This window comes from Bacillus smithii, assembly GCF_001050115.1.
GTDB classification, from domain to species: domain Bacteria; phylum Bacillota; class Bacilli; order Bacillales; family DSM-4216; genus Bacillus_O; species Bacillus_O smithii.
Genome location: NZ_CP012024.1, coordinates 2,588,839 through 2,607,201, shown reverse-complemented (window position 1 = coordinate 2,607,201; position 18,363 = coordinate 2,588,839). Strand labels below are relative to the sequence as shown.

Genomic DNA, 18,363 nt, shown 5'->3' with positions numbered 1-18,363 from the left:
GTCCGAGGAACACGAACCTCATATAAGGCTAGGTATGATTGAGTGAGTTTGCATAACAAAACAAAGCTCTTTCTGTCGAAGGTCATATCGAGTAAATGAGGCGGATAGATGGTGTGAAAGTGCATGTACTTACCCGGGGAGGTCTGGCGGATATGTGAAGTACTCTTCATAACCTACTTAGTGATAAGTAGCTGAACCGTCAGAAGTCAGCAGAGGTCATAGTATTAGTTGGTCTAGAACAACTAAGAAGGACCGAACAATTAAGAGAGAATAGCCCTTGGTATTCAGTGAGTCATGATGAACACAGAAAACGTAGTACCTCACTTGAGGGAGGAAGCGGTGAATCCCGTGGGAGACCTCTTGGAGGGTGGAGTGACCACTGGCATAAAGAGAACAGCTATTCACGGAAGTTATAAAGACTTGCGTCAATTATCTTAATTGAACCGCCGTATACGGAACCGTACGTACGGTGGTGTGAGAGGACGGGAGTTAATCGCTCCCTCCTACTCGATTTCTAATCATTTTTTAAACATCTTCCAACTGATCTACGAAGTGCATGGACCGTGTTGGTGATGGGGCATTTTGAAAGGAAAAATGGACCAAAATGATCATAAAAGCAACTATCCCCTTCTTCCGCAAGAAAATTCTTGCGGGGGAAGGGGATGTTTGACGTTGGATCTCGGTATTATTGGATATCTTTCAAACGGCCGATCTTTATTGAATAGGTCCACCCAATTTTTCAATTTCTGCGGGTACATTGGTAAATTTCTTAAAGTTTTCGCGGAAGCGGGCTGCCAATTCCAGTGCTTTTTCTTCATATGCTTTTTCATCCTGCCATGTTTTTTTCGGCAGCAATACTTCGTCCGGCACTCCCGGAACATGAAGAGGGATCTCCAGCCCGAAAATTTCGTCTTTCTGAGTTTCGGTATTAGCTAGTTCGCCTTCTAAAGCGGCTTGAACCATTGCACGTGTATAGGATAGTTTCATTCGGGATCCGACGCCGTATTCTCCGCCTGTCCATCCGGTATTGACCAAATAGACTTGCACATTATGTTCATCGATTTTTTCGCCGAGCATTTCTGCGTATCGTGTAGCCGGAAGAGGCAAGAATGGCGCTCCAAAGCATGTGGAGAATGTTGCTTCAGGCGAGGTAACGCCCCTTTCCGTACCGGCTAATTTGGATGTGTATCCGCTTAGAAAATGGTACATGGCCTGTTCTTTTGTCAATTTGCTGATAGGGGGCAGAACACCGAAAGCGTCTGCGGTCAAAAAGATAATCGTGCTTGGATGACCTGCAATACTAGGAACGACAATATTATCGATCGCGTCAATTGGATAGGCGGCACGAGTATTTTCTGTCAAGGAAGAGTCGTTATAATCCGGAATCCGAGTATTTTCATCCAATACTACATTTTCAAGAACGGACCCAAAGCGGATCGCATGATAAATTTGCGGTTCCTTTTCTTCGGAAAGCCCAATGCATTTTGCATAGCAGCCGCCCTCGATATTAAAGACTCCTGTAGATGACCATCCGTGCTCGTCATCTCCTATTAAACGGCGGTTCGGGTCTGTGGATAAAGTGGTTTTTCCCGTTCCGGAAAGCCCGAAGAACAGAGCAACGTCTCCTTCAAAACCGACATTGGCCGAGCAGTGCATCGATAAGACGCCGGATTCCGGCAAGAGGTAATTCATGATCGAAAAAATGGATTTCTTCATTTCTCCGGCGTATTCAGTCCCGCCAATCAATATGACTTTGCGTTCAAAAGAGATAATGATAAAAGTTTCTGATCTCGTTCCGTCAACTTCAGGATCAGCTTTAAAATTAGGGGCCGAAAGAATGGTAAATTCCGCCTGATGACCCGCTAATTCTTCTTCCGTCGGACGGATAAAAAGCTGATGGGCAAAAAGATTATGCCATGCGTATTCATTGATTACTTGAATCGGAAGGCGATGAGATGGATCGGCGCCGGCGAATCCTTTAAATACGAAAATTTCTTCTTGTTCTTTTAAGTAACGAATGACTTTATGGTATAATTTATCAAAAACTTCTGGAGAAATCGGCTGGTTCACCGGTCCCCAGTCTATTTTGTCTTTGGTTGATGGCTCTTTTACAATGTATTTGTCTTTTGGTGATCTCCCGGTATATTTTCCGGTTTGAGCGCGAACGGCGCCGGAAGCAGTTAATACGCCTTCTTTTCTGGAAAGGACTTTTTCAACCAGTTGTGGGACAGATAATTGAACATGGACATTGGATCCCTTAACTAATTCCAAAATTTCATTCGAAATGACAGAATTCATAAATAATAACCATCCTTTTGTTTTTATTTTTAGATGTTATTTTCGAGTTCACTTAAGAAATAGTATAACACTTTTATTCGATTAGTCTATACTATTTATCGTAAATTTTTGTCTATTTTTTTTCATCTTTTCCTTAATTGGCATGCCTATTCTATACTATATAAAAGGAAGAAAAAAGGGAGAAACAGGATATGATTCAGAGTTTTTTGGTTCAGGTTTTAATGAGTCCGTTTAAACCGTCTGTTGCGACGGGTTTAAAATAGAATTTATTTCTATTTCAGGAAGAAAACATTGCGTCAACGGAAAGACAAAATTTTGTTGACACCCGTTTGGTTTCTACGTTATAGTTTAACATTGAACGGATACTCTTATCCTGAGTTGGCGGAGGGACAGGCCCGATGAAACCCGGCAACCTTCTCAACGACAAGCGATGATTTTGAAGCCGTCAGGTAAAAGGACATGCTTCTTATGTCGTACCGGCGACGCGAGGGGCTTGTGAGAAAGGTGCTAACCTGATGCAAGGTGTAAATACCTTGAACGATAAGAGTGAAAGGCGCATGTAACCAAAAACCTTTCCTCTGCATTCTTTTGGGAAAGGTTTTTCTTTTTGATTGAGTTTGGCGCTGGACCATTGAGATTGCCGGTCCTTTGGAAACGGGCAATCATACCATACTACGAAAGGAAACGAGTACCGTTTAAAAATAAAGCGAACATCCATTTTCAAATGTTTTGACCCCAAAAAGATAAGGCTTACTTTCTCTGTTGTCAAGACCTTAACTGGCGGGTTAAAAGAAGGAAATGGAATTGATCGAAACTGCGATAGGAGGAACTTTGATGTCAAAAAAACGCCGTCTTTTCACTTCAGAGTCTGTCACCGAAGGGCATCCGGATAAAATTTGCGACCAAATTTCTGATGCCATTCTCGATGCTATTCTCGAAAAAGACCCGAATGCAAGGGTGGCTGCTGAAACTTCAGTAACAACTGGGCTTGTGCTGGTTTCTGGAGAAATTACGACGTCTTCTTATGTGGATATTCCCAAAATTGTACGCCAAACGGTGCGGGATATTGGCTATACCCGGGCGAAATACGGTTTTGACGCAGATACTTGCGGTGTCTTGACGTCTATCGATGAACAATCTCCCGACATTGCTCAAGGGGTGGACCGCGCCCTGGAAGCAAGAGAAGGATCGATGACGGATGAAGAAATTGAAGCGATTGGCGCGGGCGACCAAGGTTTGATGTTCGGATTTGCCTGCAATGAAACGGAAGAATTAATGCCGCTTCCTATTTCTTTAGCCCATTCTTTATCCCGCCGGTTGACAAAAGTGCGCAAAGAAGGGATTATTCCTTACTTGCGTCCGGACGGAAAAACGCAAGTAACGGTTGAATATGATGAAAACGACAAGCCTGTGCGCATCGATACGATTGTCATTTCGGCCCAACATCATCCGGAAATCACGTTAGAGCAAATTCAGCGCGACATTAAAGAACATGTTATTGACCCAATTGTTCCAAAAGAATTGATCGATGATGAAACGAAATATTTCATCAATCCGACCGGCCGTTTTGTTATTGGAGGACCTCAAGGTGACGCCGGATTAACGGGACGGAAAATTATCGTAGACACTTACGGCGGCTACGCAAGACATGGTGGAGGAGCTTTTTCCGGGAAAGATCCGACGAAAGTAGACCGATCTGCAGCCTATGCTGCCCGCTATGTAGCTAAAAATATTGTGGCAGCTGGACTGGCAGAAAAGTGTGAAGTACAGCTTGCTTATGCGATTGGGGTAGCTCAGCCGGTATCGATTTCCATCGATACATTCGGAACTGGAGCTGTATCAGAAGATGTATTGGTAGACGTCGTGAGAAAGAACTTCGACCTGCGTCCAGCTGGAATTATCAAAATGCTTGATCTGCGTCGCCCAATTTACAAACAAACAGCTGCATACGGCCATTTCGGACGCACCGATTTGGACCTTCCTTGGGAAAAAACAGATAAAGCCCAAACGCTTCGCGAACAAGCATTAAATCAATAGACAAATGTACAGGAGTTACACTTTTAGCTGTAGCTCCTTTTTCATTTGAACGTGAAGATTATTTAATGAATCCAAATATTGTGGCCATCTATAGTGGAGAATAAATGGTACAATTGATGAATCATCGTGAAAAAGGGGATACTTATACAACATTCCAATAGGCAAACTCTCCTACAACTAGAAAAGGACTGATAAAAAATTCGACTTTTGAACTTGGACGCTTTTCCTGTTGAGGTATTGGAAGTGATTTGATTTTGAAACTTCCGGAATGAAATGGAAATTTTTCATGAAATAAATTCCTTGCCAAGATTCACAATTTCGTTAAACTAGTAATGTGAACTTAAATTACAGAAAGGTGATAGTCATGTGCGGCTTTATCGGTTGCGTTTATGATCATAAAGATTATCCGAAATTAACGGAAGAACAATTTAAATTAATGAACGATATCATTTATCACCGTGGTCCTGATCATGATGGATTTTATCAAGATGAACACGTTCAATTAGGATTTCGACGTTTAAGTATTATTGACCTTGAAAACGGAAACCAACCGCTGTCATTTGAAAATGAACGATATTGGATTATTTTTAATGGCGAGATCTACAATTATGTGGAATTACGGGAAGAACTTTTAAAAGAAGGCGTTGAATTTGCTACTTCGTCTGACACAGAAACCATCGTCGCTTTGTACAGCCGCCTAAAAGAAAAAGCTGTAGAAAAGCTTCGCGGTATGTTCGCTTTTGTGATCTGGGATAAAGAAGAACAAGTGTTGTTCGGTGCAAGAGATCCGTTCGGCATTAAACCATTTTTTTATAAAGAAGAAGGAGGACGTACTTTTTTTGCTTCCGAAAAGAAGAGCATTTTGCTTGCCAGTGAAGAAAGCAGCTTAAATGCGAATGCCGCTCAACATTATTTTACGTATCAATACGTTCCGGAACCTGATACATTGCATGCGGAAATTCAAAAATTGGAACCTGGCCACTATTTTATTAAAAAAGTCGGCGAAAACATGACGATTCGCCGTTATTGGAAAGCCGCTTTCCAACCGATTTACCGCGAAGAAGACGAATATGTGAAAATGGTGCGTGAGGCGCTTCTTGATTCTGTAAAAGTACACATGAGAAGCGATGTGCCTGTCGGATCCTTCCTTTCAGGGGGAATTGATTCTTCTTTTGTTGCTGCGATTGCCAAGCAATACCATCCAAAGATTAAAACATTCTCTGTCGGATTTGAACGCGATGGATATAGTGAAATTGATGTGGCTAAAGAAACAGCGGAAAAATTGGGTGTGGAAAATATTAGCTACGTGATCACACCGGAAGAATATATGAAAGAACTGCCGAAGATTATTTGGCATATGGATGATCCGCTGGCCGATCCGGCTTGTGTTCCGTTGTACTTCGTAGCTCGCGAAGCAAGAAAACATGTAACAGTCGTATTATCAGGAGAAGGAGCAGATGAACTTTTCGGCGGCTATAATATTTATCGTGAACCGCAATCGTTAGCTGTTTTTCAAAACATACCGGAAGTTGGGAAAAAATTGCTTCGATTGTTGGCTTCCATTTTGCCTGATGGTGTGAAAGGGAAAAGCTTTATTGAACGCGGAGTTACGCCGATGGAAGAACGGTACATCGGTAATGCGAAGATGTTTGGAGAAGAGGAAAAACGGAAACTATTGCGACAATATCGCGACGGCCTTGAATATACTAACATTACAAAGCCATTTTATGCAGAAACGGTCGGTTATGACGATGTCGATCGCATGCAGTATATTGATATTCATACATGGCTGCGCGGTGACATTTTGTTAAAGGCAGATAAAATGACAATGGCCCATTCTTTGGAATTGCGCGTTCCATTCCTTGATAAAGAAGTATTTGAAGTGGCGTCCAAAATTCCAACGCGCTATAAAACCGCTCATGGCACGACCAAATACATCCTTCGAAAAGCTGCAGAAGGAATTGTCCCTGATCATGTATTAAATAGAAAGAAACTGGGATTCCCGGTGCCAATTCGCCATTGGCTGAAAGCAGAAATGCATGATTGGGCTGTGACCATTATTAAAGAAAGCGAAACGGGGCATCTTATTAACAAGCAATATGTATTAGATTTACTGGAAGAACATTGCCAAGGGAAGAAAGATAACAGCCGTAAAATTTGGACCGTTCTTATTTTTATGATTTGGCATGCTGTATATGTAGAAGGCAAATATGAATTTCAAACACAAAAACAACGGGAAATGCAGCTTGTGTAATAATGGGTAAAAAACTAGGGGAGATAGGTAATGGCCTGTCTCCCCATTTGCACCCATGCTTTTTCAAAGGAGTCAATGGGTGCTTTTTGATTTTTTACATTGGTTAGTGGATCGTTAAAATACACATACTGATCGTCATAACCGGTGACTAATACCGAGTGTTCTTTATAAGTAATTTTTATTTTTCCGCTCTCCGTATGCCAAGTTTGAAACGCGCTGTCCGGCAGCTTATTGTAAGTGGTATTGATGATAACCCAAACTGGGCGGCCGTCGGAAAGATGGACTTTTAATTCTTCAAAATCCGCTCCTGTCAAATCTAATGCCTTCTTGCCTTCTGGCAAATATTTATTGGCCAGTTCCAAAATGGGCTTATGATAAACTCCCAGTCCGGGTTTAGAAAGCGTATACATATCGCCGACAAATCCGTTGTCAGGGTCGCCGAAAAAAATAAGTCCATTCTCCACTCGATAAGTGGCAGGGTTCTTTTTCACTTCTTTGGCCAGTTCCATTTTATCGACGGAGACGCCTGCTGATTGAAGGAGCATGGCCAAGCTTGTCACTTCGCATCCCCGTGGCAGTTCCGGCAATTGAGAAATGAGAGGGGAATCAAGCAAAACGCTCTCTTTTACTTTGACTGTAGAATAATGAGTCCAATGATGAAATGCTATAAGCGATTTTTGGAACGGAATCGAATATTTGACTTCATCCCGGAAAAAGACTGAAAGAAACAAGAAAAAAAGCAACGCTATTAAAACGGCCGGTTTCCATTTGTCGCGGAAATATCTTATGATAAAAAGAAGAAGGATTCCTAAACTAATGAGAAAAAAGAATAAAATCATGAAAGTAAAATTCATTCAGCACCACCTAAAACATTTTTGAGAGCACCGGATGGAAAACAAAATGGATGTTTGAATCAATACCGGCGCATGATCCTGCTTGGAAAGTGGATGGCAGGAATGGGATAATGGTTTTTGGACATACTACTAATCCTTTTGATTTTGCAGCTGCTTATAATACTGAGCTTTTTCGGCATACTCCCGGACAATTCGTTCCATTTCGCTTTTATCATGTTCATTTATGGGACGGATGACTTTGGCTGGCCGTCCGAAAGCCATTGAGTGTGGAGGGATGACTTTTCCCGGCGGTACAAGGCTGCCGGCTCCGATAAAAGCCCCTTCTCCAATTTCAGCGCGGTCGAGTATAATAGAACCCATACCGATAAGAGCCTTTTTACGAATGATGCAACTGTGCAAAATCACTTGATGGCCGATTGTCACTTCATCTTCCAATATTAATGGATTATTTGGACTTTGATGAAGTACGGAGTTGTCTTGAATATTGACTTTTTTACCGATGATCGTTGGTGCAACGTCTCCTCTGATGACGGTGTTGAACCAAACGCTGGATTCTTCGCCAATTTCAACATCTCCCGTAATGGTGACATAATCAGCGATAAAGGCAGAATCAGCGATTTTCGGCGTTTTTTCGTGATAAGGATAGATCATGACCGTTCTTGGCTCCTTTCATTGCTCCTTCTACCTTATTCTATCGAATTTTAGAAGATTTGTATAATGTGGTGTGTATCTTCCTTGCCAAATCTGTATTTTTGCTACATGATGTGAACGTTGGAGAAAATCTATCTCAGCAAGTGGCCGTAATGGATAAGAGTCGACACTGTTTGAAAAAACTTGGATTCTATAAGCGAAGTGTCGGTATTTATCAACGAAGCCGTTTAGAGAGCATGAAAGGAACAAGAAACGGAGGCAAAAGGGACCTCTAGATCTGTAAAAAAGCGAGGTTGATCAACATGTGGAAATGGGATCCCGAGGATGGACAAGGAAAGGGCGTCATTGTCATGATTCACGGCGCTTTTGAACATCATGGCAGATATGGATGGCTCATTGAAATGTGGAGAAATTCCGGTTTTCATGTAGTAATGGGCGATTTGCCCGGGCAAGGAACGACATCCAGGTCTAAGCGCGGCCATATTGAGCGTTTTGATGAATACATATCGGCAGTGAAAGAGTGGATACAGGCTGCCTACCAATTTGATTTGCCTATATTCTTGCTTGGACATAGTTTAGGAGGGCTTGTTGCCATCCGTCTATTGCAGGAAGAGCGAGTCAAACTGGCCGGGGTGATCTTGTCTTCGCCTTGTTTAGGGCTTCTGCACACGCCGCCAAAAATTCTTGATGTTCTTTCCTATGGTTTAAATTCCCTGGTGCCTTCCGTTAAATTTGCAACGGGATTATCGATTGAAATGGCGACGAGGAATAAAGAAGTACGTGAAATTGATTTAAACGATACGTTGTACGTGACAAAGGTGTCAGTCCGCTGGTACAGGGAAATGATACAGGCTGTAAAGCTTGCGTTCACAAATGTTTCGAAAATGCCTGATGTTCCATTTTTGGTCATGCAAGCAGGAGATGATAAAATTGTAGATAAGAATGAAGTGAAAAAGTGGTTTCAGCAATTGTCTCTTTCAGAAATGCATTTCAAAGAGTGGCCGAAACTGTACCATGAAATTTTTAATGAGCCGGAAAGAGAAGAGGTTTTCGCATATACGAAGAGTTTTGTCGAAAATTGCTTGCGTTCCATTGGCTATGTGGTTGATTAAAAGAGGTGAGAATATTGACCATCCCCACCCATCCATTTTCATTAATGGGGCAGGCTTATCGTAAAGTATTTCCAACTGTTCATAAAGAATTAAACAAATGGAAACAAAAGGCGAACTCGATACCTGATCAAGAATTGAAAAAACAAGCACTTGCCAGTATCGAACATAAAACGTTTCATTGTGAAGGCGGTTCGATTTTAGCGCTGCTGTCCGGCGAACATTTCGGAGAAGCTGTAAAGTTTATTGTCGCTTACCAGACGATCAGCGATTACTTGGACAATTTATGCGACCGGAGCACTTCTCTTGATCCAAAAGATTTTGCTGCCCTTCACGAATCGATGATAGATGCGTTAACGGTAGGAGCTCCTTTTCGCCCTTATTACCGATTTCGAAACGAGCAGGAAGATGGCGGCTATTTACGGGAATTAGTCGGCACATGCCAGTCAGTCTTGCAAAAAATCAATCATTATCCGGCTATATCCTCCTACTTGCTTGAACTTTGCCGATATTATTGCGATCTCCAAATACATAAGCATGTTTGTGTGGAAGAAAGAGAAGAACGATTAAAAAAATGGTTTTCTCGTTATAAAGATCAGCTTCCGAAGATGGAATGGTTTGAGTTTTCGGCTTGTTCAGGTTCCACTTTGGGCATTTTTTGTTTAGTTTCTTATGCATTTAGAGACGATTTCAAGCCGGAATATGCGTCCATGATTCGAGAAGCCTATTTTCCGTATATCCAAGGTCTTCACATTTTATTGGATTATTTTATTGATCAGGAAGAGGACCGGAAAGGCGGAGATTTAAATTTTTGCTTTTATTATGACAGTCAAGAAGAGCTTTTGTCCCGCTTTCAATATTTTATTCAAAAAGCGGATAGCAGCACGAAACATTTGCCTCATGCCAAATTTCATCAATTGATCAACAGGGGGCTCCTTGGCATTTATTTATCGGAGGATAAAGTCAACCAACAAAAGGATGTTCAGTCTTTAGCGAAGAAAATTATCCGTTTTGGAGGTTCGACCAGCTACTTTTTCTATTATAACGGCAGAATGTATCGAAAATTTCGTCAGCATGTGTCCAAATAACCTTTTTCTGTTTGGACAGAAACATACAAAAAGAGCCGTTTTTCATCCGTTCGTTCATTCATGGAATGTTTCCGAAAGTATTGGTGACGTTAAGGAAGAGCAATTTATTAGACATTTAGCCGCTCATAGTGAATAATGAAACAATCAAACCAAAGTTTTCAATAAGGGGATGTAAAGAAGTGGCTTTAAAATTAAGTGTTTTAGATCAGTCGCCCATTTCAGAAGGAATGACGGCGGAAGAAGCACTCTCCAAAACAGTGAAATTGGCTCAGCATGTAGAAAAATTGGGATATGAGCGTTTTTGGGTTTCTGAACACCATGATTCAACCACTTTAGCAGGATCTTCACCGGAAGTGTTGATATCCTATCTGGCAGCCAAAACGAAAAAAATCCGGCTAGGTTCCGGCGGGGTAATGCTCACTCATTACAGTCCGTTTAAAGTGGCGGAAAATTTTCGTGTTTTAGAAGCGCTGAATCCGAAACGAATCGATTTAGGAATAGGACGTGCCCCCGGTGGAATGCCGAGAGCCACGCTGGCGTTAAACAACGGCCAGTACCGCAAAGTTGACCGTTATTCCGAACAAATTGATGAACTGCTCACCTATCTATACGATGCGCTGGATGAAAGTCATCCGTATTACGGATTGAAAGCTTCTCCTGTTACACAGACTGTTCCTGAAGTTTGGATGCTTGGTTCCAGCCTTTCCAGCGCAGAACTGGCTGCTCAAAAAGGACTGCCCTATACATTTGCCCAGTTTATCAATGGGGAGGGAGGTCCGGAGTTTACAAAAGAGTATCGCCGTCAGTTCCGACCGTCCAAGTATTTAAGCGAGCCTAAAAATATGGTAGCGGTTTTTGCCATTTGCGGAGAAACAGAAGAAGAGGCGGAACGAATTGCTTCAAGTTTAGACTTAACTTTACTTATGCTGGAACGGGGAACGACACTTAACGGGACTATAAGCCCGGAAAAAGCCGCTCAATATTCGTACGATTCATTGGAACGAAAGATCGTTCAGGAGAATCGAAAACGGATGATTATCGGTGATCCGAAACAGGTCCACGATCAACTCTTGCGCTTAAGTGAATTATATGAAACGGAAGAAATTGTGTTGGTGTCCATCACTTACAGCTTTGAAGACCGTTTGCGCTCTTATGAACTGATTGCGGAAGAAGTGCTTAAGTAAAAGCCAATCTGAATGAAAAAGAAAAAGCAACTGGTTTATCAGCCAGTTGCCTTTTTTATCTTTCAATCTCGCCGAAGATGTCATTCCTTTTTTCCAAGGCAATAATAAACGGCGGATCGTTAATTTGATTGATAAATTGGTAAAGCAGCACATGAGCGATGGATTGATCAATGCTGCGGACAAAAGAACAAAGTTCGTCTTTTTCTCTTTTTCCTTCTTCATGGCCGTGATAGACAACCAACACAATGACGCCTCCAGGAGCCATGATTTCGAGCAATTGTTCGACCGCTTCTTTAGTCGTTTCCGGTTTGGTGACGATCGATTTGTCGCTTCCGGGTAAATATCCGAGATTGAAAATCGCCGCGGTAATTTTTCCGTGAAACTTTTCGGGAATTGTTCGGATTAGTTCTTCATGTCCTCTATGATAGAGGACGACTCGATCAGTCAGTTGATGCTGCTCCAAACGTTCTTTTGTTTTTTTCAACGCTTCTGTTTGGACATCAAAAGCAAATACTGTCCCCTTTTCCCCTACTAAATTGGCAAGGAATACCGTATCATGCCCGTTGCCCATGGTGGCATCTACGACAGCATCTCCTGGCGTCACTGCTTTTTCCAAAAGCGTCCGCGCATAAGGCAAAATTCCTTCTAATATCATTGATTTCACCTGCTGTTCATCATGAATGGACTTTGGCTTTTTTGAAAAATTTTCCTTGCCAGCTGTTTCGGCGCTTCAGTTCATCGTCAATGGCGTTTAAAACTTCCCATTTATTGACGCTCCACATCGGACCGACCATCAAATCGATCGGACCGTCGCCGGTAATACGGTGAATGATCATTTCAGGGGGCAGAATTTCTAATTGATCGCACACTAGTTGAACGTATTCATCAAAGGATAGAAATTTCAACATTCCCTTTTCATATTGTTTGACCATCGGTGTTCCTTTTAACAAATGAAGAAGATGGATTTTAATCCCTTGAACGTCCAATTTGGCGACAGCTTCAGCGGTTTCCATCATCATGTCATATGTTTCCAACGGCAAACCATTAATAATGTGGGAACAAACTCTGATGCCGTGTCGGCGAAGCTTTTCTACTCCTTCTACATAACAGTCAAAATCATGCGCACGATTAATCAATTGAGCGGTTTTTTCATGGACGGTTTGCAATCCTAGCTCGACCCATAAGTAAGTTCTTTCATTCAACTCTGCCAAATAGTCCACTACATCGTCGGGAAGGCAGTCCGGACGTGTGGCAATCGACAATCCTACTACTCCTTCTTGTTTTAAGACCGTTTCATATTTTTTCCTTAATACTTCTACGGGTGCGTGAGTGTTGGTAAACGCTTGAAAATAAGCCATGTATTTTGCATCTTTCCATTTCTGATGCATTTTTGCCTTTATTTTATGAAACTGTGTTTCCAAATCGTCGGCGCGGTCGCCTGCAAAATCTCCGGAACCAGCCGCACTGCAAAATGTACAGCCGCCGTATGCGACGGTGCCGTCCCGATTTGGACAATCAAAACCGCCGTCTAAAGCAACTTTAAATACTTTATGGCCAAACACCTGACGTAAGTGATAATTCCAGGTGTGATAACGTTTGTCATTGTTGCTGTATGGAAAAGGGTTTTCCATTTGCATTCCTCCTAACGTTCAAATTTTATCATGAAGAGCGAATACATTCCAATAGAACAATAATGTCACGTAAAAGTAAATAAAGATTCCATTTTTAAAAGGGAATGCAGTTGGCTGAGAAGATTGAAAAATCACGATTTTTTAAAAAACATGTCAACCGAACTTTACCAACTATAAAGGATGAAATGTGGAAAAAACTATTTAAGAGGCGGCTAAAATCGCTTCAATTTGTCAAGGAGGCAAAATCATGGCTACGAGAGACTCCATCGATCATTTTCTTCAGACTTGCGAAAATGTAATTTTAAAAGCCCAAGAGCAATATCAGGAAGGGGCTTTGCAGGGGCATTATCATGATGTCGAATATCGTGAAGCCATGCAAGAACTGGAGAATCTTTACAATGAATGGCTGCAGCTTTATAACAGTGCCAATCCGCAACAAAGGGAACAGCTTTACCGTAAAAGGCTGCAGATACAAGATATGCAAAACAAAATGATTTTGCTTAACCACGATCGTTAGGGGGAACTGATGTGAAAAAAAGATCCAAACGACAAAATCCCGAGCAAAAAACCAAAAATGGAACGAATCCGGAGCATTATGAAATAGCGAATGAATACAGCACAATCGAAAAAACAAAAAAACAGAATGCCCGCAACAGCCAACCTGTGAAATCAAAATCGTAAGTTTATTGGAAGCAGTCTCAAAAAGGACAGAGTTTAAGTCCTTTTTTGGGACTGCTTCTGTTGTTTATTAGACAAATGAGATGATGGCTTTTGGATGATTGAGACATTAGTCGCAGTAAAGTTAGGCTTAAGATTTTCGTACTTCATTATTGGGAAATTGGTTTGTTTTATAGACTGAAAATTCAGAATAAAATAAAAGCATTCTAACTTAAGAGTGTGTACTGTTGGTTTTAACCATTATTAATGAAGGGAGAAGATAAAAAATGAATTTGGAGTTGTCTCAAGGAGTAATGAAGAGATGGCTATTTTTCATTCTTGTTCCAATTTTTGCGCTTATATTAGTATTTGCTTCTGTGTCTGAAACATTTGCAGCTACTACAACTTTTAACAATACCCTTTCTGCCGGTTCTTATGCAGGCAGTAGTCCTTGTACGACTTCTTATCCTAACATCGTGCATGAAGTGAGTGTGAAAAACACCACTGGAGACGTATATGTTTATCTTCAATACCTGGATGGCGGATCTTGGAAATTTACGACTGGCTATGGTTATCACTTAACCTACTGGAATACACCTTATAAAATTACCACTAAGACAAAAAGCTCCTCAACTAAATATCGAGTATTGATAAAGGCAGTCAACACATCGAATGTTATCGTTTCCTGTTACGGAACGAATTGATAAAAATCATGAGAAAACGAAAATGTATAACAGTTATGTAGCTGCTGATAGCCGGTTATTTACCAGTAACTGTCTAGTTAATAAGTTAGAAATTATTGTATTTATCCGGATATAGTTTCTCTGAATTCTTTAGTTTATGGAAAATATCAAACCATTTCGTTTTATTGGTTCTGGAGCAATAACCATGTAGCTACATAGCTGTTTGATTCCATGCCCTTCTTTGAAACAGACTTGAAAGTTTGTTTAAATTTGTCTAAAATAATCTTATACTAAAATGATGGGTAAAAAACGATGATAAGGAGCAGTAGTGGCATAAACTCCCGATTTAGAGAGTTGACGGAAGGTGCAAGTCAACCGGGTCTGCCATGAACTCGCCTTAGAGTTGCAGACGTGAAAGATGAGTAGCGTTTGCCGTCCTTCCACGTTAAGGAATCGAGCTGAGTGCCTTGTGCACTAATGTGGGTGGTACCGCGGGAGCGAAAGCATCTCTCGTCCCAAACTGGGGGACGGGAGTTTTTTTCTATTTTCCCTGTTTTGATATACCAATATCGATGAAAGCAAAGGAGGAGATCAGTTACATGAGTTTTGACCATAAAAAAATCGAATCGAAATGGCAAAAATACTGGGAAGAACATAAGACATTCCGAACGACGGAAGATCCGGACAAGCCAAAATTTTATGCATTAGACATGTTTCCATACCCATCCGGCGCCGGACTTCATGTCGGTCACCCGGAAGGATATACAGCAACCGATATTCTTGCCCGAATGAAGAGGATGCAAGGGTATAATGTTCTCCATCCGATGGGGTGGGATGCATTTGGATTGCCGGCGGAACAGTATGCCCTTGATACCGGCAACGATCCTGCGGAATTCACGGAAAAAAACATTGCCAATTTTAAACGTCAAATCAAATCATTAGGATTTTCATACGATTGGGATAGAGAGATTAATACTACCGATCCCGAATATTATAAATGGACGCAATGGATCTTTTTAAAATTGTATGAAAAAGGTCTTGCTTACATAGATGAAGTTCCGGTCAACTGGTGCCCGGCTCTTGGCACTGTTCTGGCCAACGAAGAAGTCATTGATGGCAAAAGTGAACGTGGTGGTTATCCGGTTATTCGCCGCCCGATGAAACAATGGGTATTAAAAATTACAGCTTATGCTGATCGACTTTTGGAAGATTTGGAAGAATTGGATTGGCCTGAAAGCATTAAAGAGATGCAAAGAAACTGGATCGGCCGCTCAGAAGGGGCAGAAGTTCGTTTCCAAGTCGATGGCCATGATGAAACATTCACTGTTTTCACAACAAGACCGGATACTTTGTTTGGAGCCACTTATACTGTTTTGGCCCCTGAGCATCCGTTAGTGGAAAAAATTACGACAGCGGAACAAAAAGCAGCGGTTGAACGCTATTTAGAACAAATTCAATCAAAAAGCGATTTGGAACGTACCGATTTGGCAAAAGAAAAAACGGGTGTATTTACTGGCGCTTATGCGATCAACCCTGTTACAAATGAAAAGATGCCGATTTGGATTGCCGATTATGTACTGATGAGCTACGGAACAGGAGCGATTATGGCCGTTCCTGCCCACGACGAAAGGGACTTCGAGTTCGCTAAAAAATTTGGACTGCCGATTAAAGAAGTAGTCGCCGGCGGAGATGTGAACAAAGAAGCCTACACCGGCGATGGTGTGCATGTCAATTCCGATTTCTTGAACGGATTAAATAAAGAAGAAGCCATTGCCAAAATGATCGAATGGCTGGAAGAAAAAGGGGTCGGATCCAAAAAAGTAACATACCGTCTGCGCGACTGGCTGTTCAGCCGCCAACGTTATTGGGGAGAACCTATTCCGATCATCCATTGGGAAGACGGAACGATGACTCCGGTTCCGGAAGAGGAATTGCCGCTTATGCTTCCAAAAACAAAAGAAGTTAAACCGAGCGGAACAGGGGAATCGCCACTGGCCAATATCGAAGAATGGGTTAATGTAGTGGATCCGAAAACCGGCAAAAAAGGACGCAGAGAAACGAACACAATGCCTCAATGGGCCGGAAGCTGCTGGTACTTTTTAAGATATATAGATCCGCATAATCCAAAAGCATTGGCTGATCCTGAAAAATTAAAGGAATGGCTTCCTGTTGACATTTATATCGGCGGAGCGGAGCACGCAGTTCTCCATCTTCTTTATGCTCGTTTCTGGCATAAATTCTTATACGACATCGGAGTAGTGCCGACGAAAGAACCGTTCCAAAAGTTATATAACCAAGGAATGATTCTTGGTGAAAATAATGAAAAAATGAGCAAATCGCGCGGGAATGTCGTCAATCCGGATGAAATCGTTGAAAGTCATGGCGCTGATACGTTGCGTCTTTATGAAATGTTTATGGGACCTTTAGATGCCTCCATTTCATGGAGTACAACCGGACTTGACGGGGCGCGTCGTTTCCTTGACCGTGTTTGGAGACTGTTTGTGGATGAAAACGGTCAGCTAAGCAGCAAGATCAAAGAAGAAGGAAATGCGCTTGAAAAAGTGTATCATCAAACGGTTAAGAAAGTGACGGAGGATTATGAACAGCTCCATTTTAATACGGCGATCTCGCAATTAATGGTGTTTGTCAACGAAGCGTATAAAGCCGACTATTTGCCAAAACCATTTGCTGAAGGCTTTGTAAAACTGTTGTCTCCGATCACCCCTCATATTGCGGAAGAACTGTGGGAAAAATTGGGACACAGTGACACTATTGCGTACGAACCATGGCCTACTTACGATGAATCAAAGCTAGTGGATGACGAAGTGGAAATTGTCATTCAAATCAATGGCAAGGTACGCGCGAAACGGACCATCGCCAAGGATGCGAGCAAAGAGGAAATGGAAAAACTCGTTCTCGCCGATGAAAAGATTCAAGAACAGTTGTCCGGAAAAACGATTCGAAAAGTGATTACGGTGCCGGGTAAATTGGTGAATATCGTAGCCAATTAACCGGTGTTGTGTCCCCGTCCGCTTAACTCACGGCATTATGGCGGGGACAAATGAATAGTGCGAAAAAGAACGTCGACTGTCCAAAATTTTGAGCAGAAACTCCGTTCTCTAAACCATTGCAACAGATCATTATATTGATTCAGAAGGAGATGGCAGGATGCAAGAAATTCCAATCATTACACCGGAGGAATTGAAAGAAAAGCTGGAAAAGGGCGAAAAACTCAATTTAATTGACGTTCGTGAAGAAGAAGAAGTACAAGAAGGAATGATATCCGAAGCCAAACACATCCCAATGGGAGAAATTCCAAATTCTCTTGATCAGCTGGACAAACAAAAGGAATATATTTTTATATGCCGCTCCGGACGTCGCAGCGAAAATGTTTGCCATTACTTGCAAGAGCAAGGATACAAAGTCCGCAATATGATTGGCGGCATGTTGGAATGGACAGGAAAAGTTCAACCAAAAAAATAGTAAGATCACAATATGAATGTTTCAGATGTTTTGGCTGTCGATAAAGTCGGCAGCCTCTACGTTATAATGAAAGCAATCGGATTTCCGTTCACAGGAAGCAGCAGATTGAATCTGTTTTATACCGCCTCTCAGTACAAAAAATCACCAAATGGAAACTTACAGTGTTATGATAAAAAGAGAAGATTAAAGGAGGTGGTAAAGAAATTCGGCAGTTATAAAGATTTTTGTTTTTACATGTTTACGGTGAATTTTCTTTTGAAACCATACCTCCTCTAAGATACAGCAGGAATATCTTCTGTAAAACGTTCATCAAGACTGTTAAGACAGGGACCGATGAATGAAGGAACTTTGTTTTGCTTGACACAATGGTTGTTTATGAATGAAAATATTTTTCTTTTAATTTTCGAAAAAATCTAAAAGAAATGAATATGGAA

General features: G+C 41.6%; 15 protein-coding genes, 1 riboswitch and 1 other annotated feature. Of the genes, 10 read left to right on the top strand and 5 right to left on the bottom strand.

Translation table 11 applies throughout. From position 1 onward, the window contains the following. Nucleotides 1–714 precede the first annotated feature (714 nt). Nucleotides 715–2,298: a phosphoenolpyruvate carboxykinase (ATP) gene (pckA, locus tag BSM4216_RS12180; protein WP_048623870.1), complete on the bottom strand. Its 1,584-nt coding sequence runs from the start codon at nt 2,296–2,298 to the stop codon at nt 715–717. Nucleotides 2,299–2,663: 365 nt separating this feature from the next. Further along, nucleotides 2,664–2,845: riboswitch (SAM riboswitch) on the top strand. Nucleotides 2,846–3,132: 287 nt separating this feature from the next. Between pckA and metK the strand changes: the two genes are divergently transcribed. Next, entirely contained in the window at nt 3,133–4,335 is a 1,203-nt protein-coding gene (gene metK, locus BSM4216_RS12175; protein ID WP_048623869.1) for a methionine adenosyltransferase, read from the top strand. A 364-nt stretch (nt 4,336–4,699) separates the two neighbouring features. Beyond that, complete coding sequence (gene asnB, locus BSM4216_RS12170; RefSeq protein ID WP_048623868.1) at nt 4,700–6,589, top strand: asparagine synthase (glutamine-hydrolyzing); 1,890 nt, start codon at nt 4,700–4,702, stop codon at nt 6,587–6,589. 14 nt (nt 6,590–6,603) lie between these two features. Here asnB and BSM4216_RS12165 read toward each other — a convergent pair whose 3' ends face one another. Both BSM4216_RS12165 and BSM4216_RS12160 read right to left on the bottom strand, forming a co-directional pair. After that, on the bottom strand, nt 6,604–7,443 hold the full coding sequence (locus BSM4216_RS12165; protein ID WP_082142330.1) for a C39 family peptidase: 840 nt from the start codon (nt 7,441–7,443) through the stop codon (nt 6,604–6,606). 129 nt (nt 7,444–7,572) lie between these two features. Then, nucleotides 7,573–8,094: a gamma carbonic anhydrase gene (locus BSM4216_RS12160; protein WP_003353834.1), complete on the bottom strand. Its 522-nt coding sequence runs from the start codon at nt 8,092–8,094 to the stop codon at nt 7,573–7,575. Between the two features lie 302 nt (nt 8,095–8,396). Here BSM4216_RS12160 and BSM4216_RS12150 point away from each other — a divergent pair, with 302 nt between their 5' ends. The 3 genes from BSM4216_RS12150 (at nt 8,397) to BSM4216_RS12140 (ending at nt 11,475) form a co-directional block, all read left to right on the top strand. Further along, nucleotides 8,397–9,206, top strand: coding sequence for an alpha/beta fold hydrolase (locus BSM4216_RS12150; protein ID WP_048623866.1), 810 nt, complete (start codon nt 8,397–8,399; stop codon nt 9,204–9,206). A gap of 14 nt (nt 9,207–9,220) precedes the next feature. Next, complete coding sequence (locus tag BSM4216_RS12145; RefSeq protein ID WP_048623865.1) at nt 9,221–10,291, top strand: tetraprenyl-beta-curcumene synthase family protein; 1,071 nt, start codon at nt 9,221–9,223, stop codon at nt 10,289–10,291. A 179-nt stretch (nt 10,292–10,470) separates the two neighbouring features. Beyond that, nucleotides 10,471–11,475 carry an LLM class flavin-dependent oxidoreductase gene (locus BSM4216_RS12140; RefSeq protein ID WP_048623864.1) on the top strand — a complete coding sequence of 335 codons (1,005 nt, stop codon included), beginning with the start codon at nt 10,471–10,473 and terminating at the stop codon, nt 11,473–11,475. A 55-nt stretch (nt 11,476–11,530) separates the two neighbouring features. Here the strand turns inward: BSM4216_RS12140 and mnmM are convergent, their stop codons facing one another. Both mnmM and mnmL read right to left on the bottom strand, forming a co-directional pair. Beyond that, nucleotides 11,531–12,130, bottom strand: coding sequence for a tRNA 5-(aminomethyl)-2-thiouridylate-methyltransferase MnmM (gene mnmM / locus BSM4216_RS12135; protein WP_048623863.1), 600 nt, complete (start codon nt 12,128–12,130; stop codon nt 11,531–11,533). A 19-nt stretch (nt 12,131–12,149) separates the two neighbouring features. Further along, complete coding sequence (gene mnmL, locus BSM4216_RS12130; RefSeq protein ID WP_048623862.1) at nt 12,150–13,112, bottom strand: tRNA modification radical SAM protein MnmL/YtqA; 963 nt, start codon at nt 13,110–13,112, stop codon at nt 12,150–12,152. Nucleotides 13,113–13,353: 241 nt separating this feature from the next. Here mnmL and BSM4216_RS12125 point away from each other — a divergent pair, with 241 nt between their 5' ends. The 5 genes from BSM4216_RS12125 (at nt 13,354) to BSM4216_RS12105 (ending at nt 17,929) form a co-directional block, all read left to right on the top strand. Next, entirely contained in the window at nt 13,354–13,623 is a 270-nt protein-coding gene (locus tag BSM4216_RS12125) for a YtzC family protein (protein WP_003353827.1), read from the top strand. An 11-nt stretch (nt 13,624–13,634) separates the two neighbouring features. Then, entirely contained in the window at nt 13,635–13,787 is a 153-nt protein-coding gene (locus tag BSM4216_RS12120; RefSeq protein ID WP_003353826.1) for a hypothetical protein, read from the top strand. Nucleotides 13,788–14,050: 263 nt separating this feature from the next. Beyond that, entirely contained in the window at nt 14,051–14,467 is a 417-nt protein-coding gene (locus tag BSM4216_RS12115) for a hypothetical protein (RefSeq protein WP_048623861.1), read from the top strand. A gap of 282 nt (nt 14,468–14,749) precedes the next feature. Next, nucleotides 14,750–14,967: a binding site (T-box leader), on the top strand. Nucleotides 14,968–15,045: 78 nt separating this feature from the next. After that, nucleotides 15,046–17,457: a leucine--tRNA ligase gene (gene leuS, locus BSM4216_RS12110; RefSeq protein WP_003355719.1), complete on the top strand. Its 2,412-nt coding sequence runs from the start codon at nt 15,046–15,048 to the stop codon at nt 17,455–17,457. Between the two features lie 157 nt (nt 17,458–17,614). After that, nucleotides 17,615–17,929, top strand: a complete 315-nt coding sequence (locus BSM4216_RS12105; protein ID WP_048623860.1) for a rhodanese-like domain-containing protein — start codon at nt 17,615–17,617, stop codon at nt 17,927–17,929. The last annotated feature ends 434 nt before the right edge of the window (nt 17,930–18,363 follow it).

Bases quoted from the DNA above. Each gene is read 5' to 3' on its own strand.
- BSM4216_RS12125 (WP_003353827.1), top strand. From the start codon at position 13,354: ATGGCTACGAGAGACTCCATCGATCATTTTCTTCAGACTTGCGAAAAT.
- leuS (WP_003355719.1), top strand. From the start codon at position 15,046: ATGAGTTTTGACCATAAAAAAATCGAATCGAAATGGCAAAAATACTGG.
- BSM4216_RS12160 (WP_003353834.1), bottom strand. From the start codon at position 8,094: ATGATCTATCCTTATCACGAAAAAACGCCGAAAATCGCTGATTCTGCC.
- BSM4216_RS12115 (WP_048623861.1), top strand. From the start codon at position 14,051: ATGAATTTGGAGTTGTCTCAAGGAGTAATGAAGAGATGGCTATTTTTC.
- mnmL (WP_048623862.1), bottom strand. From the start codon at position 13,112: ATGCAAATGGAAAACCCTTTTCCATACAGCAACAATGACAAACGTTAT.
- BSM4216_RS12150 (WP_048623866.1), top strand. From the start codon at position 8,397: ATGTGGAAATGGGATCCCGAGGATGGACAAGGAAAGGGCGTCATTGTC.
- pckA (WP_048623870.1), bottom strand. From the start codon at position 2,298: ATGAATTCTGTCATTTCGAATGAAATTTTGGAATTAGTTAAGGGATCC.
- mnmM (WP_048623863.1), bottom strand. From the start codon at position 12,130: ATGATATTAGAAGGAATTTTGCCTTATGCGCGGACGCTTTTGGAAAAA.
- BSM4216_RS12105 (WP_048623860.1), top strand. From the start codon at position 17,615: ATGCAAGAAATTCCAATCATTACACCGGAGGAATTGAAAGAAAAGCTG.
- metK (WP_048623869.1), top strand. From the start codon at position 3,133: ATGTCAAAAAAACGCCGTCTTTTCACTTCAGAGTCTGTCACCGAAGGG.
- asnB (WP_048623868.1), top strand. From the start codon at position 4,700: ATGTGCGGCTTTATCGGTTGCGTTTATGATCATAAAGATTATCCGAAA.
- BSM4216_RS12165 (WP_082142330.1), bottom strand. From the start codon at position 7,443: ATGAATTTTACTTTCATGATTTTATTCTTTTTTCTCATTAGTTTAGGA.